The organism is Ensifer sp. YR511, from assembly GCF_900103045.1.
In the GTDB taxonomy this organism is placed as follows: domain Bacteria; phylum Pseudomonadota; class Alphaproteobacteria; order Rhizobiales; family Rhizobiaceae; genus Ensifer; species Ensifer adhaerens.
This window is the reverse complement of the sequence record NZ_FNGR01000053.1, coordinates 1-23236: the sequence shown is the minus strand read 5'-3', so window position 1 is coordinate 23236 and position 23236 is coordinate 1. Positions and strand designations below refer to the sequence as shown.

Below are 23236 nucleotides of genomic sequence, written 5' to 3'. Positions count from 1 at the left end.
GACCAGGTTTGAGGAAAACGCGGTGGGCAGAATTAGTGCATTCGACTGCGATCCACCATCTGCCCGCATTCATCACGGCGCCAGGACAGACCGACGTCTTGTTCAACGTCGTCGTCGCTTTCATGATCCTGGCGATTTTCGCGATCGGCACTTTCGATCTCCCCCTGCACTCGCTGCCAGAGACGCTCGCCCACAAGAGCCAGAAGGTCCAGTACGAGCTGGTGGCCGTGCTGGGGCTGATCTCGCTGCTCACCCGCAACCACATCTTCTGGATCGCCACCCTGATCCTGGCGCTGATCGACCTGCCGGACTTCTCCTCGCCGCTTGGTTCGATCGCACGCTCGCTGGAGAGGATTGCCGGCAAGGCGGACACGCCGCCGGCGCCGCTGAGCCGGCAGCCTTGGCGAGCGGTCCTGCCGCCGCATCCAGTCAGCCGTCGGTGGAAGGGTAGGCCTAACCATGTTCGAATTCATGCTTTGCTCGATGCTGACAATCCTTCCTGATTATCTCCTCCGCCGCTATGTCCAGGGCAAGAGGTTCGGCAAAGAGATCACGATCTATTCCGTCTGGTTCGAACTGCGCTACGGGATCACCGCCTGCATCCTCCTGACGATCTCCTTGATCACGCTGATCTTTTACTTCCATCCGTCGACGTCGCACGTGAACGCGGCGTTCCGCACCGTCGCGGTGCTGCCCGAGACCAGCGGACGGGTCTCCGAAATCTATGTCACTGCCTTCGACAAGGTGGAGGCCGGCCAGCCCCTGTTCAAGCTCGACAGCTCGGAAGAGGAAGCCGCCGCCGAGGTAGCGCGCCGCCAGATCGCCGAAGTCGATGCCGAGATGACTGTCTCGCGCACCGAGCTGGTCGCTGCCGATGGCGCGATTGTGCAGGCACAGGCGGCGGTGCAGCAGGCCCAGGACGAATACGACACCCAGGTCGAACTGAACAAGCTGAACCCAAATGTCGTCGCACGGCGCGAGATCGAGCGTCGACAAGTCGCACTGGAAGGTAGCAAGGGTGCGCTTACCGCCGCCCAGTCCAACAAGCAGACGCTGGAGACCAAGCTCCAGTCGCTGCTGCCCTCGCAGAAGGCCAGCGCCGAAGCGGCCTTGAAGCAGGCGGAGGTCGATATCACTAAGACCACCGTGCGCGCCGGCGTGTCTGGCACGCTGCAGCAGTTCACCCTCCGGGTCGGCGAAGTGGTCAATCCAATGTTGCGGCCGGCGGGCGTTCTGGTGCCTGAAGGTAACGGTGGCAAGCCGTGGCTGGTTGCCGGCTTCGGCCAGATCGAGACGCAAGTGATCAAGGTCGGCATGATCGGCGAGGCGACCTGCGTCGGCAAGCCTTTCACCATCATCCCGCTCGTCGTCACCGAGGTGCAGGAGGTGATTGCCTCTGGCCAGGTTCGCGCCAGCGATCAGCTGATCGATATTTCGAATATTTCGCGGCCCGGCACCCTGACCGTTTTCATGGAGCCGCTCTATCCCGGCGTGCTCGATGACGTGCCTCCGGGCAGCACCTGCATTGCCAATGCCTATACCAACAGCCATGACGAACTGGAGTCGCCTGACATCAGCACTGGCCGCTGGGTCTACCTGCACGTAGTCGATACCGTCGGTCTGGTCCATGCGATGATCCTGCGCATGCAGGCGCTGGTGCTGCCGGTGCAGACGCTGGTGCTGGGAGGGCATTGAGGCATAGTGAAGCTTGGTCCGTGGAAGGGCGCAGACATGAGACAAATGCTGCTTAGCTGCTAACGAACTGACGGATTGGCAGGCGCGGGCGCTTGAGGCCGTAGAACAACACAAAGGGGTCAAGGCGCACGTTGGCAAACGCCGAAGAGGGTACGGACGGCCCCCAATACCTATCGTCGAAGTCGTTCGTGTGTGGCGCTCCCGGCGGCGCCGAACATCCCAAGACTGGCCGCGCGGCGCCAAATCGTCGTTTCCCATCCACACCGTGCTATAATCCGGGAAATTCCTGCCCCTGCTGAGGGGATTTGTTAGAGGTTGTGGCCACTAGCCCGTCGGGCAGACTTGGAGTCGTGTCGAGCTCGGTGTGGGGTCTGCGATGCCCATCACCGGTGGCTCGATTCTCCTGCTACGGAACCTCACCGCCCTTGCTATGAGAGGAACAGACATGGGTAAAGGAACCTTGGCCCACGGCTCGTCTAAATCCGGCTCGCGGGTCTTCGTGCGACACTTGTTGTTCATTGGAATGTGATTGTCTCAATCACGGAAAGTTCGCCACGTCGCCCGAAATCGTCCGGCTGATCGGCGCGCGCATCTCCGACGGGCAAACACTAACGGATACCCGCGTCGGTGTTGGCGATAAGATCCTCGCACCCACAACAGGCACCGTCGCAGCCGCAGGAAACGCCGCCGGATGGGGGCCGCCCAAGATAGTTGGAAGATCGCAGACTAAGCCAGCGTGTCAGTCTTCTGCCACAGACTGTAGAAATTAACCGGAACACCCGGGAAGCGAGAACCCAAGATGCAAACGTTGTTTATGAATCGAATGTCTACATTCATCCGCTTGGCGCTGGCCGGGCTCGCGTTTGTGGCCGCACTGGCCTTCTTATCTTCGCCAGGCTCCGCACAGGAAACGGCTCCAGATCCGGTCCAGGCAGAGAAAGTTCAGCGTTTCCTCGAACTTGTGGATGACCCACAGGTGCGATCTTGGCTACTGAGCGCGAAACCCACCAGTGGTGCAGCGGCGCCGGCTGCCGTTGCAAATGGACCTGTTTCCTATGCCGGCTTTGCTTCGATCTTTCGTGCGCGAGCAGCCCAGCTTCTCGGAGGCTTCCGCGCGTTCCCGGCCGAAACCGCTCGCGCGGCGTCCGTCCTGCAGAGCGAGCTCGATACCAGCCGCAGTGCACGTCCCATCGTCTTTGTGCTCGCTTTCATCGCAGCAGGGTTGGCCGCACAATGGTGCTTCTGGTGGCTCAGCCGAGGCTGGCGTGCTTGGATCGCTTCGCTGCGGTTCCTGACTGTGCGCGACAAGCTGGTGGCGATTTCGGCGAGACTGCTATGGGGCACGTGTTACGTGCTCGCATTTGCGCTGGGGAGCCTTGGTTTCTTCCTTGCCTTCGACTGGTCGCCGGTGGTCCGCGAAATCGTTGTCGGCTACCTGTTCGCAGTGGTGATCTTCCGGCTCGCACGCGTCGCTTTCGACTTCCTCCTTGCACCGTCTGGATCCGGTGGCTTCGCAAATGCAGAACGGTTTCGGGTCATACCGGTTTCCGATCAGGCGGCTTCGCATTGGACGAAGCGGCTGGGCTACTTGGTGGGTTGGTATGCTATTGGTTCCGTCACTGTTCATCTTCTCACCACGCTTGGCTTTGCCGACCCGTCGCGGCAGGTGGCGGCCTATACGCTGGGGATCGTCCTTCTCCTTCTAGGCATCGAGGCCGTGTGGAAGCGTCCAATGGTCCATCGCCCAGCTGAGCACGCAAGCCGCTTCAGCAGGATAGGTTTACGCGCCCGAAACTGGCTCTGGACTGGCTATTTTGTTGCACTTTGGCTTCTCTGGGTGGCGGGTGCCATGAAGCCGTTCTGGATCGCAGTCGTTGCCGCCGCACTTCCCGGCGCGATCGCCCTTACGCGCGCTTCCGTCGACAATCTCCTGACGAGCAGTCTGGCCGATGCCGAAGGTCCAACCAGACCGGGGGTAATATCGGTGATGGTCGAGCGTGGGATTCGCGCAGCGCTTATCGTCGGTGCAATTGTCCTTCTGGCGGAGGTGCTTGATATCGAGTTGACAGGGATTACCGCACAGGATTCGGCTGCATTGAGGCTGATGCGCGGAGCGTTGAGTGCCGGCATCATCCTGCTTGCAATCGACCTTGTCTGGAACATCGTTAAGGTGCTGATCGATCGGAAGCTTGGCGAGACGGAAACGGCCCACGAAATCGGGAGTGAACGCGAACGCAAGCGCGCCCGGATCAGGACGCTTCTACCAATCCTCAAAAACGTCCTAATGATCCTGTTCGTGGCGGTCGCCCTTATGATGGCCCTGTCGTCGCTCGGCGTTGAGATTGCTCCATTGATCGCAGGCGCCGGTGTCGTCGGTGTAGCGATCGGCTTCGGTGCACAGACGGTGGTCAAGGACGTAATCAGCGGCATGTTCTATCTGCTCGACGACGCGTTCCGGGTCGGGGAATACATCCAAAGCGGCAGCTACAAGGGCACCGTCGAGTCGTTCAGCCTCAGGTCGGTGAAGCTGCGTCACCACCGGGGCGCGATCTATATCGTTCCCTTCAGCGAGCTTGGCGCGGTCCAGAATATGAGCCGGGATTGGGTCGTCGAGAAGCTCACGGTTACCGTCGGCTACGACACCGACGTGGACAAAGCACGCAAGATCATCAAAAAGATTGGGCAGGAATTGCTGGTCGATCCGGAGTTTGCAGCAATCACCATTCAACCCCTGAAGATGCAGGGTATTGATAGCCTCGGCGATTCCGGATTGATCCTGCGAATGAAGTTCACCACCGTGCCCGGAGAACAGTTCATGCTTAAGCGCCGCGCGCTGATGATGATCAACAAGGCGTTTCACGACAACGACATCAAACCTGCGTTCCCGACAGTTCAGGTCGCGGGCGATAGGGGTTCGGACGTCGCTGCGGCCGCCCAGCAAGCTCTGGCGAAACATAATGAGGCGATTGTTGCTGCGGCCGCATCCGAGTGAAGAGCGGACCTCGTTCCGGCGCGCTCATCGAGTGTGCCGGCAGCGACCTCTCGCGGGGAAGAAGGGTCACGGCTAGCGGCAGCGCAACTATGACCTGGGCGGCGCGCGATACCTGAACGCCAGGGAATCGACAGTGCAAAGGTGGGAAACCGGCGCGAAGCGGCCGAGCGGCCCCGCATTGAAGCTGCTTTAGATCGTCCGGAAACACGGTCTCGAGATGCTGTCCTAGGACAACACTGCCGTCGAAGGATCAACGCGCGCAGTTCACCGCAGGGAGAACCTGATGGGCTATGACTGGAATGGCGCTCGCAGGCGCCGCTGGAGTGACCACCCGCCACATATTCTGATCGGAGCCGAAGCGGTGGGCGAAGATCATTGCGCGGTCGACCTGCACGCTGTTTCGACCGACGACGGACATAGGAACGTCGGGTACCCTGTCTGGCACATCCTCTAAGGCCCCTGGCATCGTGAACTTAATCCCAACCGGGTTTTGTCAATCATTTAACAGCGCTGCGACCGGACCGCTGAGAAATCCCGGTCTGCCTGCTGTCCCTGATGAACGTTTCTCGGGTGTCGATGTGTAGCTTGGTAAAGAGTTCACCCGGTCAGTGTCGTCTGTCCCGGCCGTCCGCCGGAACATGGGCATCTCCTCAGTTCTAAACGGGGTTTTGCGGTCCCATGACCGGAAACCAACTCGGCATCGACACAGATATGAGGAGGGAACGTGGCAAATCATCCCAAGCTCCGTTGACGCGCGGCCCCTTCAACACCATCTCCTGCGGAATGCCCAAGACGAAGACAAAGAGCAAGGAAAGTGACGATCCCGAACTGATCAGGGAGTGGCCGCTTCCCGTGGTGGCGACCCTCGGATCTGGTGTCAGGCTTAAGGGTATTCTGCAGGAAATCCGGTCCCGGCTACCATCCACGATCCGGAAGTCGCTGGAAATGCAGCCAGGCGGGCTGATCCTCGTCATGCCAGAGACTTCGAAGACAGCATTCAAAGCTACGGCATCGGCCGTCTCCAGCGCGGTGGACGGCATCGCAAACCTTCCGATCATTCCTCGAGAGATCGAGGATATTCTGACGATCACGGCATCAGAGCGGAAGCGCTGGCTCGCAGACGGTCGTCTGCCCAGCGCCGGGACGCGAACGGTGAGGCTACAAGGACGCGCAAGGAAGATCACCTTTCACATATTCGATCCTCGTGTCGTCGAAGATCTACTCGACCGTGGCGCCGTGGATGAGTGGCGAGAAGAAGATATAGCGGCGAAAGCGGAAAATCGCAGGCGGGCCGCGTATCAGGCGAAGTTGACGCGGTCGCTGAAGAAAAAGGAAAAAGTCAAACCAAGCGAACGAGCCGACGAAGCCGCGACCGGCTTGAGCGGATGGGACGAATTCGGGAGCGACGGTCTCCTTCGATAGGCGTGCCGTCGGTGGAACTTTCGTGCCTTCACTTTCACCGTATCGATGTGCACGTTCCTTCAAGGAAGGAATTCTCGGGCAAAATCTCGGTCGATCCAGCGAATCCGGACTTCCCGGAGAGCCACGCTAGTTCGTTACCCCCGCCTGTCGGTAGCCTGAAACCCATGTCGTTCCGCCGGGCCAGGTCGAAGATTGCAACAAGATGAACGACACGTACCTGCCAGAACGAAATCTTGCGTCCGGCCGTGTCATCAAACTAGCATTTGAACAGTGGCATGCTTCTGCCGGCCGTACGTTCGGTAAACAGTGCACGAGAAAGCGTCGTTATCTATGAGCGCGCTACAGTTGAAGTAGACCCACAAGCATTCTTGACCCGCCCGCGGTCCAATCCGATCGGGTTCGCGCGTGAGGCGTTACGCATGCGTCACCACGGCTCCGACCGTTGCTCGAGCGGATGTCGCTTGGCCGTTCGTGGGTGCTTCAACTTCACTTCGCCTTATCGGTACCTATTGGTACAACCGTTTGCTGATTGCTGCCGAGGTCACTGCCTGGTTCCAAGGAGCGCGATATTGTGAACGCAATTACTGCAAGTGTTAAACCGATAATAACTGCAAGTAAGACAGCGCGCCTGAGAAATCCCAATCCTGTTGGCAGTGGGTTCCTACCATTCGATGTCCCGACTCTGTCGCCTCCCTTATCCAGATGGGTTGGCATGGCAAAACGTCCTTTTTTACAACGATCCTATTAAACCCCCTCCGCAAGGCGATGTTCCAGAGCAAGACCGTTGTCTAAATGCGAGATTTGCAAAGCGCCTTTTGTGTGCGGGAGGTTGTTTGCCGGGAGCATGGTCGTCTACGCGGTCGACATGGATCGTGAGGGACGGTCCTCCCAATGTATATCTCGCACGCTCCGCGCAAACTCGTGGTGCAACGGTATTAACGGAATGGACCAGCCAAGCAGCCGGATCGATGTCCGTAGAATTCCACCTTGAACGCCGTCGCTTGTTCAGCCTGGCTGCATTTACCGCCGCAGCCGTCAAACTTGGCTTTGCCGACGCAGCCGATGCGGGGTCAGACACCTCCGCGACGACGTCGCGGACCGCCATTGTGGCCGCATTGCTCGCCACCTCTCGCACGCGCTCTGTAATTTCGCCACCATCCTCCATGAGCAGGTAGTGAAACAAATCGGAGACTGCGCGGGCGACGTTTGCACTCGCTCGCGCCCACAATAACTCATTGTCCTCTCTTTTGCGCACCTGAAGCACATCACCCCAAGCCGTTGCTGCCGCACGCAAGAGCCTGTTCCTGTCGATTGTCGGTGATGCATATGCCAGTCAGCGAAGCGCAGACGCGAGATTATTGTTGCAGGCGGCCCAGATATCGGGATCGTCTGCCTGCCTGATCCCGGCAAGAGCCTCCCGAACTGATGGCTGCAAGATCGGTTCATCTAGCTTCGAACGGCTCTTCCCGCAGTGTCGAAGATGTGGATATCCCGGCGGCGTGCGGTGAAATTAACGCTCTGCGTGCGTGAAAAAGCCCTCTCCCCATCGACCTTGACCAAAAACTTTTCACGGGCGCCGTTCAGGTCCAGATAGAGTATTTGCACCTCGCCGAGATGCTCCACGAGATCGACGGTTCCGGCAAATGTCGGATCCGTCCCATGACTGTCGCCTATCCGTATGTTTTCCGGGCGAATGCCGACGCTGATCGCCTCGCCCCTTGAAAGGCTGCCACGTTCTGCCTCAATATCAAGGACCACACCGCAGTCAAGCTGGCAGCGTGCCGATGTCGCGGAACGGCCCACGACCTTACCTTTAAGGATGTTCATTGCCGGTGAGCCGATGAATTGCGCGACGAAGAGGTTCACCGGCTTGCGGTAGAGATCGGTCGGCGTGCCGACCTGCTCGATGTTGCCGTCCTTGAAGACGACGATACGGTCCGCCAGCGTCATCGCCTCGACCTGGTCGTGGGTGACGTAGATCATCGTTACTTCCGGCATGCTCTGCTTCAACTTGGCGATCTCAATGCGGGTGGCGACGCGCAGCGCGGCATCCAGATTGGACAGGGGCTCATCAAATAGAAAGACCCGCGGATTTCGCACAATGGCACGCCCGATCGCCACGCGCTGCCGTTGCCCGCCGGAAAGCGCCTTCGGCTGGCGTTGTAGGTACTCGTCGAGCTGGAGTATTTCGCCCGCCTTTCGCACCCGCATATCGATCTCCGCCTTCGGCGTTCCGGCGATACGCAGTCCGAAGGCCATGTTCTCGTAGACGGTCATATGCGGGTAAAGCGCATAGGACTGGAACACCATTGAGATGCCGCGCTTGGAGGGCGCGACGGCATTCATTCGCTCGCCATTGATGACGAGGTCGCCTGACGTGATTGTCTCAAGGCCGGCAATCGAGCGCAGCAGAGTGGATTTCCCGCACCCAGACGGGCCGACGAAGACGATGAACTCGCCCGACCTCATCTCAAGGTCTATGCCGTGCAGGACTTCGAGATCACCATAAGCCTTGCGAATGTTTCTCAGCGATAAATCGGCCATCGTTCCCGTTCCGTTATTTGCAATTGCAAGACAGCGCGCCGTCAGGGCGCGAGCCCGGCCAGGAACCGCGTGACCGGACCCGGCTTTCTGTTGATGATCTCGAGATCGTTCTTGCGCCGGATGGCATGCCGCACGACGCGCGCGCCGAGATAGCGCAGCGGCTCGGGCGGAAGCCGCGTGCGCTTTTCAATGCCAACCAACCCACACCGGCTCCAGGCGTCGTCACGCCCGAGCACAAGGCTTGCCATGATGCGGCCGGCGACGGGCGTTTGCGCGATGCCCGTACCGTTAAAGCCCATCGCGTAAAAGATGTTCGCGTGGTCCTTCAGATGGCCGAAGACCGGCAGGTGCTGCGCCGTGCAATCGATCGGGCCGCTCCAGTCGTAAAGGACAGGCACATGCTTCAACTCAGGATACACCCGGTGCATCTCGCGGATATTGTCGGCGCCGCCGTCGCCGCTGCGATTGAAGCGGGCGTCAATGCGGTCGGCATAGGCGATGCCCCCCGTGCCCCGGCCGAAGACGACGGTGCCCTCGGGCGTGCGCTGGTAGTAGAGCACATGCTGCTGCGCATCGCAGATCGAGGCGCCGTCCGTCCAGCCGATCTGCTCCAGGACATCGCGCGCCGGCGCCGTCGCGATGACCTGGCTGCTAACCACGTAGAGATAGGGATGCAATTCCGCGATGGCCGAAAGCCAGGCATTTGCGGCGAGCACCACCTTGCCGGCGGAAAGCACGCCGCATGCTGTGCGCAGTTGCGGCGTGGAACCGGGCACGATTTCGAGAACCGGGCTCTGCTCATGGATGATGATCCCCCTTTCGAGGGCGAGCCGTCGCAGGCCGAGGGCGAGCTTTGCCGGCTGCACGGTTCCCGCCCTCTCCTCGATGATGCCCACATAGGAGATGTCCGAGCCGGTGCGGCGCAGGATATCGGCGCGCTGGAGCGGATGCAGGCGGTCCTCGGCGAGCGTCCGGCTGAGGTCGCGGGCCGCAGCCCAGGCCCCCTCCTGCGCGGTCGAACTTGCCGTCCACAGCCAGCCGTCGAGTCTCAGATCCATGTCGATGGCACCGGAGGCCTGCAGGCCATTAAGCTCCTCGATGGCGTCGGCGGTCGCCCGGCACAGCATGAGCGCGTCATCCTCGCCGACAAGCGCGCGCAGCATGTCGATTTCGGCAAACCAGCTATGGACCTGGCCGCCGTTGCGACCGGAAGCTCCGGAACCGCAGAAATCCGCTTCGAGCACGGAGACACGCGTTTCGGGCGCTTGTTCCTTGATCCTCAGCGCAGTCCACAGGCCGGCATAGCCACCGCCGACGATCGCGACGTCGCAATCCGCGCTGCCCTTGAGGGGCGGCGTGACGGCATCCGCCGCAATGCTCTGCAGCCAGAAGGAACGATCGCCCTTCGGTGCCGCGACGGGCGGCCTCATCGTGATGGTGTTCATGTTCCCGCCCTCTCGGTGCTGCCGATGACATCGTCATATTTCTTAAGCAGCCATTCCGGGATTGGCCGGATGGGCTGCGGGAAGCCGCCGAGATGGGTGCAGGTCTCGGATGCTCTTTCGGCGGCGCTGTCGAGCGCGGCCTGTCCGGACAGGTCTGCGAAGAACCGCGACATGATGAAGGTCGCGATGAAGCTGTCCCCTGCACCGCAGGTATCGACGACCGTGACCGGCACAGAACCCGCCGCGAACACCGTCGAACCATCATGATAGAAGGATCCCCGCCTGCCGCAGGTGACGACGACCTGTCGTGCGCCCGCGGCCCTGAACCGCGCGATCAGCGGCTCGACCGGCTTGGTCGGATCGTCCGGACCGGAGGCGAAGACAAGCGGCACGCCATCGAGCGAAAGGTCGAAATGCCGTGTGGAAATGTCGATGCTGAAGGGAATGCCATCGGCGACGAGCCGGCGGATGAGCCTTTCGCTGGAATTTGTGCCGAGATGCAACCAGTCGGCTTGCCGCAACGCCTCGTAGCGATCAGCATTTGGAACATAATCCTCGCCCACTCCGAGCGACTCGAGAAGGAAACGTCGCTCGCCGGCATCGTCCGTCAGCAGCGTCACAGCAGACGCGCCGGGACGGATTTCGACATCGTTGCGATCAAGCCCCGCCTCCGCGATGGCGGCAAGCATGATATCGCCTTCCGCATCCGGGCCCAGCGCACCGAAATAGCGGGCATTCAACCCCTGTTGCCGCCATTGGACGGCGACATTGAGGGCATTGCCGCCCACGGTGACGAACCCTTTGCTCAGATAGGCATCGAGGCAATTGTCGCCGACGGCGATCAGGTTGGGATTGGCCTTCGTCATTCTGTGTCCGTTTCATCGAGATGGGGTGCAATGGCTTCGAGGCATCGCCGCCAGGCGGAAACGGGGTCGAGCGCATAGGAGCCGTTGCCGAAAGGTTCGAAAGTCAGCGTGCCGGCGAAACCGTGCCTGCCAAGCTGCCCGATATAGTCGTCGAGCGGCAGGTTGCCGTCGCCCCAGGCAAGATGCCCCGCCGGCGTTCCATCCACGACATGCACATGCGCGATGCGCTTGCCGAAGCGCGCGAAATAGTCGCCGACGCTGTCTTCTGCCGTCGCCATGGCGACGAGGTCGAGAACGATATCGATATCGTCACCGTTGAGCGCGCGCCAGAAGCTCTCAAGCGCATCGGCATTGGTGACGATGTTGCTTTCGAGGCGCTGCAGCGGCTCCAGCAGGCAGGAGACGCCAAGCGCGCGCGCATGGGCGGCGATCCGGTTGATCGACTGGATCGAATTGGCCCAGGCGGTTTGTCGGCTTTCGCACTCGAAGCCGCGGCCCGGCGTCAGGAAGAGATATTGCGCTCCCAGCTCCGCGCAGACATCGGCGGCCTGCATGAAACGCTCGACGCTGGCCTCGCGGTAGGCGCTGTCGCCGGAGGCGATGTTGATCGGATAAAGAACCTGCTCTGGCGTGAAGCAACGTACGGCCAATCCGTTGTCGCCGAGGATCGCCTTCACCTCCGCAAGCCGTGCCTGGTTGTCGTGGAAGAGATCGAGATGCGGGGCGACGCCCCAGAGCTCCATCTGCTGAAGGCCCATGGCGCTGAGCTTTTCGGCTGTCCAGCGGAAGGAATGGTGCTGAAAGGAGAAGTTCGCACCGATGAGCTGGGTTCGTTTCAACATGTGCCCGCCCTATTTTCCGATGCCTTCGGCCAGCCCGCGGATGAAGAAGCGCTGGGCGGCGAAGAAGGTGATGACGATGGGAAGTGCGGAGAGCGTCATGGCGGCGAAGACGACGGCATAGTTGGTTCCGTGCTTTGCCATGATGGAGGTGAGGCCGACGGGCAGCGTCTGCAAATCCGCGCCGCTGGTGAAGATCATCGCGAAGAGATACTCGTTCCAGGCGAAGAGCACATGCAGGATGACGCAGGACACCAGGATCGGCTTGCACAGCGGCAGCGTCACCTTCCGGAAAATCTGCCCTTCGCTGGCACCGTCCATGGTGGCGGCCTCGTCGAGATCCCGCGGCAGCCCGAGCATGTAGGCGCGGATCAGGAAGGTCGTGAAGGGAATGCGGAAGGCGGTGTAGAGGATGATCAACGCCCAATAGGTGTTATAGAGGCCAAGGCCCTGCATCATGCGCACGAGTGGGATGACCGCGACCGTCGGGCTTAGCATGAGGCCACCGAGCACGATGCCGACGAAAAACGGCTTTCCGGGCAGTTTCGAACGCGTGAGGCCATAGGCTGTCCAGGCGCTGACCAGCACCGTGCAGACGGCCGATCCGAGCGTGACGATGACGCTTGTCGCGATGTAATTCCGGATGCCCTGGTTCCAGGCCGAGATATAGTTTGCGATGCTGAAGCCGCTCGGCAGCGCGAAGGGGTTGCCGAAGATTTCGGCATTGGTCTTGAAGCCGTTCATCGCCATCCAGAACAGCGGATAGAGCACGACGAAGCCGAGGCTGATCAGGAAGGTAACGAGGCAGGTCTTCGCCAGCACGGCGGCGAAGTCGGTGCGCTCGGTTTCCCGCGGTTGATAGGTGACGCTCACAGATCGACCCTCCGTCTCTTGGTGTACCAGAGCTGCGCGAAGCCGGTGATCAGCGTGATGACGAAGATAACCGTTGCGATGGCCGCGCCATAACCGAAGTCGTTTTCGATGAAACCCTGCTGGTAAAGCCATGTGCCGAGCACCTGGCTGCTGTTGTTCGGCCCACCGCCGGTCATCACCATGACCTCGTTGAAGACCTGGAACGCACCGGTGATCGTGACGATTACCATCAGGCCGGTCATTTCGCGGGTGAGCGGAAAGGTGATGTTCCATAGGCGCCGCCAAGTCCCTGCCCCGTCCATGATCGCCGCGTCGTAGAGTTCGCGCGGGATCTTCTGGATCGCGATAGCGAACAGCAGCGTCGAATAACCGAAACCCTGCCACTGGCTCATGGCGATGATAGCGTAGATCGCGGTGCCCTCCTCGCCGAGCCAGGCGCGCGACCACTCCGCAAGCCCGATCTGCGTCAGCGCCGAATCCATTAGGCCGATATCGGGCTGGTAGATGAAATAGAATAGAAGGCCGGTGACGGTGATCGAGATGGCCGAGGGTATGAAATAGACGGCGCGCCAGAACCGGCGCCATCTCTCATCGGCAAGCCCCTCGATGAGGGCCGCCAGCACGAACGCGCCGAAAACCTGGAAAATGACGGAGATGACGGCATAGAGCGTGTTGTTGACGATCGCCGTCCAGACGACCGGGTCGCCCTGCAGGCGGCGGTAATTGTCCAGTCCTATAAAAGCGGTCTCGCCTGTGAAGATGTCCTGGTTCTTCGTGCTCACGACGAAATTGTCGATGATGGGATAATAGACAAACCAGAGGATCAGGACGAACGCGACCAGCACCCAGCGAAACGACAGGATCCCGGCCAGCGGGCCGAACCGATGGCTTTGCGCCCGGTCCGGCCCGGCGAAGCCGATTTTGACGGCTTCACCATTCTGCTCGTGCTTCATGACAGTCATCCTGGGCCGATCCTTACTTGGACGAAGTCGCTGCTTCCTTGACCCGTTCCATGACCTCTTCGGGTGTCATGGAGCCGCCGATCAGCGCCTGGAGACCGGAGAGCCAGGCGGCCGCAACGCGCGGCGGATTGGCGGTATCGAGCCAGGGCATCAGATAGGAGGCGTCGGCGATCACCTTGAGGCCGTCGACCACGGCTGGGTTCATGGCGTCTACCGAATATCCGCCGACCGTCGCGCTCGGCTGGCCATAAGGCGGCGCGGAGAGAACCTTGCCGTTTTCGGCCGAGGTGACGAACCTCATGAAATCGATCGCAAGCGGAATGTTCTTGGAAGCCGCATTGATCATGTAGCCTTCCGGCGCGCCTTCGACCGCCTTGGGGTCGCCCTTGGCATCCTTCGGCACCGGCAGCTTGAAGAAGCCGAAATCTTCCCGTTTCAGCGCACCGTCCGCGGTCGACTGGTCGAACTCGATGATTTCCTGATAGTACATGGCGGACTTGCCGTTGCTGAACTGCTGCAAGGCCGAGGCGTAGGATGAGCCGTTCGTGCCTGAACCATTAGAGCATTCGTCGATGAGCTGCTTGAACTGTGTGAGGCTGGCGACATACCCGGGATCGGCAAATTCGGCCGTAGCAGGGATGAAATCCTTTTCGAGCGTGGCCTGCGGCACGTTGTAGGCTAGCAGCTGCCCGGCATAGTGCACGCCCGGCCAGCCTTCCTTGTTGCCGAAGGAGATCGGCGTGACGCCGGATTTCTTCAGGGCGGCGCAGGCGCCGAGCAGCTCCTCGAAGGACTTGGGCTCAGCGACACCCGCCTTTTCGAACAGGCTCTCGTTGTAGCCCATGAACTTGGCGTCGAGATAAAGCGGAATGCCGTAAAGCTTGCCATTGTACTGGAAGGCGGAGACGGCAGCGGTCGCGAGCGACTTGCCCCATTCGGTATCCGGACCGATGACCGGGGTCAGATCGACGGCGCGGTTGCCGCGCACGAAATTCTCACCCCAGCTGCCCGTCCAGGTGAAATAGACGTCGGGCAGCGAATTGGAGGCCACGAGCGCCTTCGTCTTGCCCTTCACGCTGTCGTCGCTCTCCTGGATGAGCTCGACCTTCACGCCGGGGTGGAGCTTTTCATAGTCCCGGGCGGCATCGACGAAGAAGGGAGAAAGCTGCTGCAGACCGAATTTCGTCAGCACGCTGACCGTGCCGGAATAGTCGACCGTCGCATTGGGATCGGCGACGACCGGCTCCGCGCCAGATGCAGCAGCGACGCTGCCGATGACGAAGGCGGCAGCAGCGATCGACCCGAGGCTCGTCGTGCTCAAGAACGGATTGGCTTTCATTTCGCAGTTCCTCTCTGTTGTCTTTCGTTTCTTTGGGACATGCAAGGTCGGGGAACGGTCCGGCGTCGCCGCCGGACCGGAAAACCTCAATATTCGACGCGCTTGTAGTAGCGGCGCGTGGTCAGCGGATGGTCGCGCAGCACCTCCAGATGCGCGCTCAAGCGCTCCAGCATGGTCGCCAGGACAATCGGCGAGATGAGACTGCGCGTGCTGGCCGAGACGCCCGGAAGGTCGGCGGCAGCCGCATCGAGAACGCGCACCTTGTCGGTGTAGCGCTTGGCGAAGTTCTCCACGCGGTCCGTCAATGGGCGGAAGGCATCCTCGCCCTTGAAGATGAAGAGGCTGACACCCGGTTCCACCAGTTCCAGCGTGCCGTGGAAGAAGTCGGATGCCTGCACGGGGCGCGTGCGGATCCACTGCATTTCCTCCAGAATGCACATGCCGTAGTAGTGCGCTTCCGGCCAGACGGAACCGGCGCCGGTGAAGATGTGGTAGGTTTCGTCCTTGATTTCCCGGGCGAGCGCGGCGGCCTCGGCCTCGTAGCCCTCCTTCACCGAAACCAATAGCTCCGGCAACAGCGCCAGTTCGCCGACCGTCGCGTCGAAATCGGCGTATTCGCCGCGCTCGGCCAGCAGCGCGAGCACGATGAGCAGGGTTTGGAGGTAGAAGGATTCCGAGGACGTATCGTCTTCGGCGAAATTGGTGAAGTTGTAGTCGGCGTCGCGGCCGAGCGGCGTGTCCTTGTGCCCGGTGAGCGACAGCGTCTTCACCCCGCGCTCCTTAAGGAAGGCGAGAAGCTGCACGCTTTCCTTGGTCGTGCCCGACAGCGAGGGCAGCACGACCAGCGCCTTCTCGTTGAGGCCCGCCGGGGGCTCCAGCACGACCTGCGCCGAATAGGCGGCCGAAACCGGGAATACCGTCAAAGCGCGCGCAAGCTCGATGGCCGGCTGGGTTAGGAACTGCACGCCGCCGGTCCCCATGAAGAAAATGCGTTCCAGACCGTCGTCGAGCAGACCGCGCATCAGGGCGCGCATGTCGTCGGCGATTGCGACTGCACCGCTTTGTATCTTCACAAAGCGATCTCTATCGAAGTTGAGCATTTGTACCTTCCCGTTTTGCGCTGCGCGAAATCGCCTTTGAAGCGAGGTGGCGTCCCAACGCGAATAAACTTTGAGACGATGTGAGATCGATCTCACATATATTTAGCGCACAAGACTTTCGCGCTGGCAAGTGGGCGTCTCGAATTTTTTGAGGCGGGGTTTGCGGCGCTCAGACGCCGCCGCGGCGGCTCACCGAGCCGCGAACTATCAGCTTGGTTTCAAAGCGGATTTTGCGCGGCGGCTCGAATTTGCCAGTGAGCCTTTCGAACAGCACCCGAGCAGCCGTGCGGCCGATCTCGGAGACGGGCTGCGAAACGACGGTAATCTGCGGATCGGTGAAAGTCGCCAGATTGAAGTCGTCGAAACCGATGAGCGAGACGTCGTGCGGGATGGAAACCCCCATTGACCGAAAGGCCAGGAGCGCGCCCTGCGTCATCAGGCTGTCGACGGTGAAAAGCGACGTCGGCGGTGTCTTCTGGCTGAAGAGCCGTATGGTCGCATCGACCGCGTGCTCCACGGTGGATTGCGACACGGCGACCATACGGTCGTCGGCCGCGATCCCGGCCGCGGCGAGCGCCGACCTATAGCCGCTCCTGCGCTCGCGTGAGGTAAAGATACGCATGTCGTCCTGCAACAGGCCGATGCGGGTATGGCCCATGCCGATCAGGTATTCGACGGCCTTGCGGGCGCCGCCCTCGTTGTCGACGACGACGCTGTCGCAATCGACGCCCTCTGCGACACGGTCGATCAGCACCAGCGGCACGTTCTCGTCGACCAGACCCTGGAGGTGGGCGTTGTTGCCCTCCGAGGTCGGCGCGACGATGAAGCCGCGGATGCTTAGTGACCGGAGGCTCGCCAGAAGGGAAATTTCCTGCGCCAACTCCTCCTCGCTGCTGCCGATGATGAGATTGTGCCCGAACTCGCGGGCGAGGACCTCGATATCGTGCGCGATGCGGGCGAAGAACGGGTTCTGGATATCGCCGAGGATGCAACCGACGATCGGCAATTGCCCGCTACGCAGCGCCTGCGCGAGGCGGTTGCCGCGATAGCCCAGCTTTTCCGCGGCCGCCTGGATCTTTTGGGCGGTTTCGTCGCCGACATATCCGTAACTGTTGAGAGCCCGGGCGGCCGTTGCGCGCGACACATTGGCCAGCGCCGCCACATCCTTCAAAGTCGCCGGTTTCTGAACCATGTCACCTCCAATCGTACGAGCAGGACGCTTCGCGATCCCTTGTAGCTTCGGATAGCACGCTCGCCTAGTCATGCGCGTGACGCACGGTTCCTGCCCCTACAGCGACATCATTTACGAACGAGGCTGAAGGAGAAATGGCTGCCGCGATGGTAGTCGATGGCGTAGTTCACCGGCGCGCCGGCGGCGTTGAAACAAGTTTCGGTGATGAGAAGCGCTGGGCCGAAGTCTTTCAGACCATGACGCTCGACAATGTCGTCCGGCAGCATGACAGCGGAAACGCTGGCCGCCGACATGCGCGGGCGGTTGCCGTATTCCTCCATGAGCTGCATCAGCGAGCCGCTCCAGTCGATGTCGTAGAGGCGCCCTTCAATCAGGCTGCGCGGCATGTAGTCGATGCAGTAGAGGATCGGCTCGTCCTCGTGCAGGCGGATGCGCTCGATACGGATCACGCGGTCCGTCGGGCCAAGCCTTAGGCTCTCGGCGACGCACGCGTCCGGCGCCTCCTCGGAGATCGAAAGTACCTTGTTGACCGTCCGGTAGCCGTAGTGCCGCGCCATGTCCGTAACGCTCTCGAAGACGGTGATCGGTCGATCGACCTGCACGGCTGAGAGCGCCGAGACGAACCGGCCACGGCCATGCTCGACATTGATCACATCGTCCTGTTCGAGCAGTTTCAGCGCCTCGCGCAGCGCCGGCCGAGAAATCTTAAACCGCTGCGTCAGCTGTGCTTCGGTCGGCAACCTGTCGCCCGGCCTCAGCCCTTTATCTTTAATAAGATCGGCGATCCGGTCCCGGAGCTGGACAGCGAGGGTGCGTGAATCGCGAAGGGGCTCCTCCACAGGCGTGCCTCGTCATTGATTGTCGTTGCAACTTCCTTGTCTGACAAATCCGGGATGGTCAAGTGTAGGGCGTATGCAGAAACCGTGCGCGAGCAGTTGCACTTCCAGCCGCTGGATCTCCAAGGATCGCCTTGACAGGCAACATCCACAATGTCCGTTGTCTTACAACTTTTTAATCCATGGCAATGAAGACATGTCCCTGCTGAACTTCGACGAACAGTAATCCCTGCGCATCCAGTCGGGCGTCTCGGCCGGCAGAAACGGATCGACACGGTGATCGCCTCCTGCCTTTCGGCGGGCGCAAAAAGCATCTTCTTGCCCTGCACAGCCGCAGGAAACTCGCTGCCCTCAAGCTTATTTCAGGACAAGCCATCCGGACAGGATGATGATCGCCGCGCCCAGCAGCGTGTACAGCTCTAACGGCGTTGCGAAGAGGAAGATGCCGTAGAAGCAGCCCCAGATGATTTGACTGTACTGGAACGGCGCAACGACCGAAGCCTCGCCAACACGGAAAGCGCGCACCAGCAACGCATGTCCGCCCAGCATCAAGGCACCGCCCGCGACTGATAAGCCAAGATCGGTAAGGCGGAGCGGTGCTGGCTCGCCCGAAACAGCCGCAACCGCGAAGGCGACAGGCGTCATAACGACGAGCAGGCTGGCAACCAGCGCTTCATCCTTTTCCATCACCTTCGCCCGGCGCAGCAGGATTAACGACAGCGCAAAAAGCACGGCAGATCCAAAGGCGGCGAGATGGCCGAGATTGAGCGGCGCGACGCCCGGTTTCAGCGCCACGACGACGCCGGCAAAGCCGATCAGTACACCGGCCCAGCCGATGCGCGACCGCCGCTCCTTGAGGAAGACGAAGCTCAGCATCGCCACCAGGATCGGCGTGAGGAAGGCGATAAGATAGGCTTCCGCAAGCGGCAACTTGGCGAAGGCATAGTGGATCAGCAGCGTATCGAACGCCAGCAGCAGCGCTCGCCAGAAGGCGAGCGACGGTTGGCGTGGGATGAGGCGGCGAAGACGGCCGGTTGCGAGTGCATGGACCAAGAGCAGAAGGAGAGCTGCAATGGTGACGAAAAAGGTCACCTGCGGCGCAGGCATCGTTCCCGCCATGATCTTGACGATCGCATCGGTTGCGGAGAACATAAAGAAGGCGGCGAGCACGAGCAGCGCGCCCCGACGGTTCGACGACGGCACGACCGGAGTGCCGTCGCCGTCTGCCACGGATGCCTCAGCGGACATTGAAGCGGCCAAACCGTTCCTCGATGCGGGACTGGGCATATTCCAGGCAAATCGAAAGGGTCCAGTAGATCATGGACGCGGTGATCAGCATCTCGATATGTCGGAATTCCGTCTGGCCTTGGGTGCGGGCGAGATACATGATTTCCCAAACGCCTACGACAGATACCAGCGAGGAATCCTTCAGCATTGCGATAAATTGGTTGCCAGTCGGCGGGATGATGACCCGCATGGCCTGGGGCAAGATGACCAGCATCATCGTCTGCGCCGGAGTGAGACCGAGCGCGGTCGCGCCCTCCGTCTGACCGCGATTGATGCTCTGGATGCCGGCGCGAAAAATTTCCGTCATGTAGGCGCCGTAACACAGCGAGAGCGCGAGAATGCCAGCCGGTACGGCGCCGATCACGTAACCCACCTGCGGTAGGCCGAGATAGATGATGTAAATTTGCATGAGCAGCGGCAGTCCGCGGAAAAGCGACGTATAGAACGTTGCAAGCCCGTAGATCACGCCATTGTTGGAGAGTTTCGCGATGGCGCCGGCCAGCGCGATGATGGTGGCGATGACGATCGAAATCGCCGAAATGAAGAGCGTCGTCGTCACGCCCTGCGTGATGAGGAAGCCGATCTTCTTGGCGATGAAGGCGAAGGAAAGATCGAAGGAGTAGAAGAACAGCATCAGGAGCGCGAACAGCTCGAGCCAGACGGCGACGATCTGCTGGCGGCGTGACAGCTGGCGCAGCGCCTGCCAGTTGGCGGCGACGATGAGCGCGATCAGCACCGACGAGACGACGCGGCTGATCGCTGGGTTCTCCTTCAGCCAGTCTGTCAAGGACGGCAGAACATGGCCGATCCAGGCGGAACTGACCCCGAGGGCGTAAAGGATCGCCACGACGATCGCAAGGATTAGCAGGCCGCCTGCCCTGCGCGACGCTTCGGGATAGGTGAGTATCAGTCGACCAATCATATTCCGCCCCATTTTATTGTAGAAGCTGTTTAAGCCGCACGCTCGCGCCACCAGTCCTGCGCCTGAAGTTTCCAGTAGGTGAGCTGTGCCACCGCAAGCCCCGCCAGGCCGCCGGCCCAGACGAGACCGAAAGGTTGGTAAAGCTTGTAACGTTCGCTTGTCCCCAAAATGCCCTCGGCAATGACCTTGCCGCCGATCGCCGTGGTATTGAGGCCGTGACCGCCAAAGGCCGTGCAGTACCAGATGCCTGGGCTCATACGTCCGATCTGAGGCATCAGGTGCCGGGCATAGGACATGAGGCCTGACCAGGCGAGCTCCGTCTTGAGACCGGCAAGTTGCGGATAGGTATCGACCATTTCGGCCCGCAGTTCCTTGACGAGGCCTGCGGTCGAGGCAGCACGCGTGGTGATACGCCCGCCCCAGAGGATCCGGCGGCCTCCGTCGACGAGGCGGTAGTAGTCACCGGCCCGGCGGTTGTCGCCGATGGCGTGCTTCGTGGCGATCGCCGTGGCGATCAGCTCCGGCGCCTCCTCGCTGACCATCACATAGGTGGCAATCGGCAGATAGGAACGCTTTAACTTGCCATTCAGCGAACCGGTATAACCACCCGTCGTGAAGACGACGTCAGGGGCCTTCACCTCGCCCCGTGCAGTTTTCACACGTTTTTCGGAACCGGAAGAAATCACCGAAGTCGCCCGCGACTGCTCGCAGATGCGCCCCCCAAGCCGCTCGATCTCCGCCGCGATGCCACGTAGATAGTTAAGCGGGTGCATATGGAAGGCAGTCGGATTGCGCAATGCCTGGAAGTAACGCTCGGATTTGAGCACAGCACGCACGGCGTCTCGGTCCATGTATTCGAGCTCGTAGCCGTATTCGCGACTTATCTCGTCGGCATAGGCCTTGAGGCTCGCGCCATTGTCGTAACGCAGAACGCTCATGATGCCCGGTTCTGGCTTCGCATTATCGATGCCGAGCGTCTTGATGTTCTCGCGGATGAATTCCATGCCTTCGACGGAGAGGAGGTGCAGCTCGCGGGCCGCATCTTTGCCCGTGACCCGGGCAATGTCGTCGCCGCCGGTCGCATAACCGGGGCTGACGAAGCCACCATTGCGGCCGGACGCTCCGAAGCCGACGCTCTCAGCCTCCAGCACCGTGACGCGCTTGCCGGCGCGAGCAAGCTGCAGCGCCGTCGAAAGGCCGGCAAGACCGCCGCCGACGATGACCGCGTCACATTCGACCGTACCCGAAAGGACTGGTCGCGCCGTCCGGTCCGCCATCGTTCGTTTATAGTAGGTGTCTGGATAAGTCATCGGCATGCGCCCCCCTTCGAATGGAAGGGTGCGGGCGAAAAGGCCCGCACCGGTGTTTATCAGTCGGCGCTGTAGTCCTTGCCATACCACTTGGTGGTGAGCTGGCCGAGCGTGCCGTCCTTCTTCATCTCTTCGACGATACCACCGACCTTGGCCGTCCAGTCCGGGTCGACCTTCTCGCTGATAACGACCAGCGGCTCACGGAAGGCATATTCGCCTTCGAGAACCTTGACCGGATAGCCATTCTTGATGGCATTCATCGCGGTCTGCTCGGGTGCGATTACCGCATCGAGGCGAACGCCAGCGCCGAGGCGAAGGTCGTCGAAGGGCAGCATGGAATCGGCGAATGTACGGACCTCACCCGGCTCCAGTTTGTATTCGATCGGCGGCAGGCCCGGAGCGTCGATTTCCAGCTTCCGGTTGATGAAGTCTTCCGAGGTCGTCGCCGTTTCGACGCCGATCACCTTGCCGTTGAGGTCGGTGACGGACTTGGCGTCGCTGTCCTTGTGCACGACGTACACATAAGGGCTGTAGTAATAGATGCCGACGAAATCGATCACTTGGGCGCGTGCCTTGGTGGGCGTTACGGAACCGACACCGAGGTCGTAACGGCCCTGCCAGCGACCGCCCGTGAGCGTCGCCCAGTCCGGCGTCTCGAAGCTCACCTCGACGCCGAGGCGCTTGGCGATCTCGCGCGACACGTCGATGTCGAAGCCGACCATCTCGTTGCTGTCATCGAGATAGCTCTGGGGCGGCCAGCCGCTGTTGGTGGCGACGACCATCGCCTTCTTTTCCATGACGCGATCCAACGTCTCGCCAGCATGGGCCGATACGGCGGCAGCGACAAAGGCAACACCTACAGTCAGTCGCATGAAGAGCTTTTTCATGTGGTCCTCCTTGTGATCCGTCAGTTTGGATCCCCGTTTATGTAAGATGTCTGACAACGAAAGAGTCTCAACAGCTGCTGCCGCGAGTCAAGTGTCCACTGTTACCGATTCATGAAAGAACGAGATCAATACATGTCTCGTAGATATGAACTGGCCGATCAAGCGATCGGCCAGTTCATATCTAACCGTTTACTACCTCATGCGAGAAGCAAAACCGCTCCCGAAACGCGATCGAGATCGAAGAGCTTTGCTTCCATAAAGGGGAGCGTTGATTAGGATCATGCCATCTTAGGCTCGGGAGCCCTCAGGCGATCAGCGGTAGACTGAGCATGTTGGCAACGGCAACGATCAGCGCAGAATGGGTGCCCCGATAAAAGTCGAAATCGCCCGCCAGCAGCAGGTCCACCATATCAAGCGTCATCGTGAACTGGTCCTTAGGCGACACGCAAATCTGGTCCGCCAAGGGTGTTTAGCTACTCTCCATACCGGCTGCCGTCGTGGACTTCTGTAGAAGCCCGCTACGGCGCTTTTCTCGTAGCCTGTAGCTGTCGCCACGGATTGTGATGACGTGGCTGTGATGCAGCAACCGATCAAGGATAGCAGTTGCCACGACGGGGTCGCCGAACACTGTTCCCCATTCTCCGACACTGCGGTTGGAGGTGACGAGCATTGCACCCCGCTCGTAGCGCCTCGATACGAGCTGGAAAAATAAGTGGGCTGCATTG

General features: G+C 60.7%; 19 protein-coding genes and 2 pseudogenes. 6 read left to right on the top strand and 15 right to left on the bottom strand.

Translation table 11 applies throughout. The features are described from left to right. Window positions 1-35 precede the first annotated feature (35 nt). The 6 genes and pseudogenes from BLU15_RS36810 (at window position 36) to BLU15_RS36785 (ending at window position 6109) form a co-directional block, all read left to right on the top strand. Window positions 36-503 carry a hypothetical protein gene (locus BLU15_RS36810; protein ID WP_090302220.1) on the top strand — a complete coding sequence of 156 codons (468 nt, stop codon included), beginning with the start codon at window positions 36-38 and terminating at the stop codon, window positions 501-503. Further along, window positions 460-1695: an HlyD family secretion protein gene (locus BLU15_RS36805; protein WP_090302218.1), complete on the top strand. Its 1236-nt coding sequence runs from the start codon at window positions 460-462 to the stop codon at window positions 1693-1695. Before BLU15_RS36810 ends, BLU15_RS36805 begins: the two co-directional genes overlap by 44 nt. Window positions 1696-2222: 527 nt before the next feature. Next, window positions 2223-2387, top strand: a pseudogene (locus BLU15_RS40515) (esterase); the annotation flags it as partial. A 122-nt stretch (window positions 2388-2509) separates the two neighbouring features. After that, window positions 2510-4687: a mechanosensitive ion channel family protein gene (locus BLU15_RS36795; protein WP_090302214.1), complete on the top strand. Its 2178-nt coding sequence runs from the start codon at window positions 2510-2512 to the stop codon at window positions 4685-4687. A gap of 103 nt (window positions 4688-4790) precedes the next feature. Then, window positions 4791-4880: pseudogene (locus BLU15_RS36790) on the top strand (helix-turn-helix domain-containing protein); the annotation flags it as partial. 590 nt (window positions 4881-5470) lie between these two features. Further along, entirely contained in the window at window positions 5471-6109 is a 639-nt protein-coding gene (locus BLU15_RS36785; protein ID WP_090302244.1) for a hypothetical protein, read from the top strand. Window positions 6110-7555: 1446 nt separating this feature from the next. Here BLU15_RS36785 and BLU15_RS36780 read toward each other — a convergent pair. The 15 genes from BLU15_RS36780 to BLU15_RS36710 form a co-directional block, all read right to left on the bottom strand. Continuing rightward, complete coding sequence (locus BLU15_RS36780; RefSeq protein WP_090302212.1) at window positions 7556-8653, bottom strand: ABC transporter ATP-binding protein; 1098 nt, start codon at window positions 8651-8653, stop codon at window positions 7556-7558. 41 nt (window positions 8654-8694) lie between these two features. Then, window positions 8695-10098 (bottom strand): NAD(P)/FAD-dependent oxidoreductase, encoded by a 1404-nt coding sequence (locus BLU15_RS36775; protein WP_090302210.1) that lies wholly within the window; start codon window positions 10096-10098, stop codon window positions 8695-8697. Continuing rightward, entirely contained in the window at window positions 10095-10964 is an 870-nt protein-coding gene (locus BLU15_RS36770; protein WP_090302209.1) for a PfkB family carbohydrate kinase, read from the bottom strand. Before BLU15_RS36770 ends, BLU15_RS36775 begins: the two co-directional genes overlap by 4 nt. Beyond that, window positions 10961-11806 (bottom strand): sugar phosphate isomerase/epimerase family protein, encoded by an 846-nt coding sequence (locus BLU15_RS36765; RefSeq protein ID WP_060529936.1) that lies wholly within the window; start codon window positions 11804-11806, stop codon window positions 10961-10963. The genes BLU15_RS36770 and BLU15_RS36765 overlap by 4 nt, the downstream gene beginning before the upstream one ends. Window positions 11807-11815: 9 nt before the next feature. Beyond that, on the bottom strand, window positions 11816-12676 hold the full coding sequence (locus BLU15_RS36760; protein WP_034798608.1) for a carbohydrate ABC transporter permease: 861 nt from the start codon (window positions 12674-12676) through the stop codon (window positions 11816-11818). Then, window positions 12673-13629: a carbohydrate ABC transporter permease gene (locus tag BLU15_RS36755; protein WP_234824559.1), complete on the bottom strand. Its 957-nt coding sequence runs from the start codon at window positions 13627-13629 to the stop codon at window positions 12673-12675. The genes BLU15_RS36760 and BLU15_RS36755 overlap by 4 nt, the downstream gene beginning before the upstream one ends. Before the next feature lie 22 nt (window positions 13630-13651). After that, window positions 13652-14977, bottom strand: a complete 1326-nt coding sequence (locus BLU15_RS36750) for an ABC transporter substrate-binding protein (protein ID WP_090302207.1) — start codon at window positions 14975-14977, stop codon at window positions 13652-13654. 86 nt (window positions 14978-15063) lie between these two features. Further along, the gene (locus tag BLU15_RS36745) at window positions 15064-16077 is read right to left on the bottom strand and encodes an SIS domain-containing protein (protein ID WP_090302205.1); all 1014 of its coding nucleotides are present in this window, start codon (window positions 16075-16077) and stop codon (window positions 15064-15066) included. A gap of 169 nt (window positions 16078-16246) precedes the next feature. Beyond that, window positions 16247-17239 carry a LacI family DNA-binding transcriptional regulator gene (locus BLU15_RS36740; RefSeq protein ID WP_234824558.1) on the bottom strand — a complete coding sequence of 331 codons (993 nt, stop codon included), beginning with the start codon at window positions 17237-17239 and terminating at the stop codon, window positions 16247-16249. Window positions 17240-17376: 137 nt separating this feature from the next. Next, complete coding sequence (locus BLU15_RS36735; protein WP_060529941.1) at window positions 17377-18108, bottom strand: GntR family transcriptional regulator; 732 nt, start codon at window positions 18106-18108, stop codon at window positions 17377-17379. 354 nt (window positions 18109-18462) lie between these two features. Next, a complete protein-coding gene (locus BLU15_RS36730; RefSeq protein WP_244546948.1) occupies window positions 18463-19335 on the bottom strand; it encodes a DMT family transporter in 873 nt (290 codons plus the stop codon). A 7-nt stretch (window positions 19336-19342) separates the two neighbouring features. Beyond that, a complete protein-coding gene (locus tag BLU15_RS36725) occupies window positions 19343-20314 on the bottom strand; it encodes an amino acid ABC transporter permease (RefSeq protein WP_060644205.1) in 972 nt (323 codons plus the stop codon). 29 nt (window positions 20315-20343) lie between these two features. Continuing rightward, on the bottom strand, window positions 20344-21624 hold the full coding sequence (locus BLU15_RS36720) for an NAD(P)/FAD-dependent oxidoreductase (protein ID WP_090302242.1): 1281 nt from the start codon (window positions 21622-21624) through the stop codon (window positions 20344-20346). Between the two features lie 59 nt (window positions 21625-21683). Continuing rightward, complete coding sequence (locus BLU15_RS36715; RefSeq protein ID WP_090302201.1) at window positions 21684-22511, bottom strand: transporter substrate-binding domain-containing protein; 828 nt, start codon at window positions 22509-22511, stop codon at window positions 21684-21686. 469 nt (window positions 22512-22980) lie between these two features. Then, window positions 22981-23236 (bottom strand): ATP-binding protein (locus BLU15_RS36710; protein ID WP_176960477.1); only part of this gene is annotated, 256 nt, incomplete at its 5' end.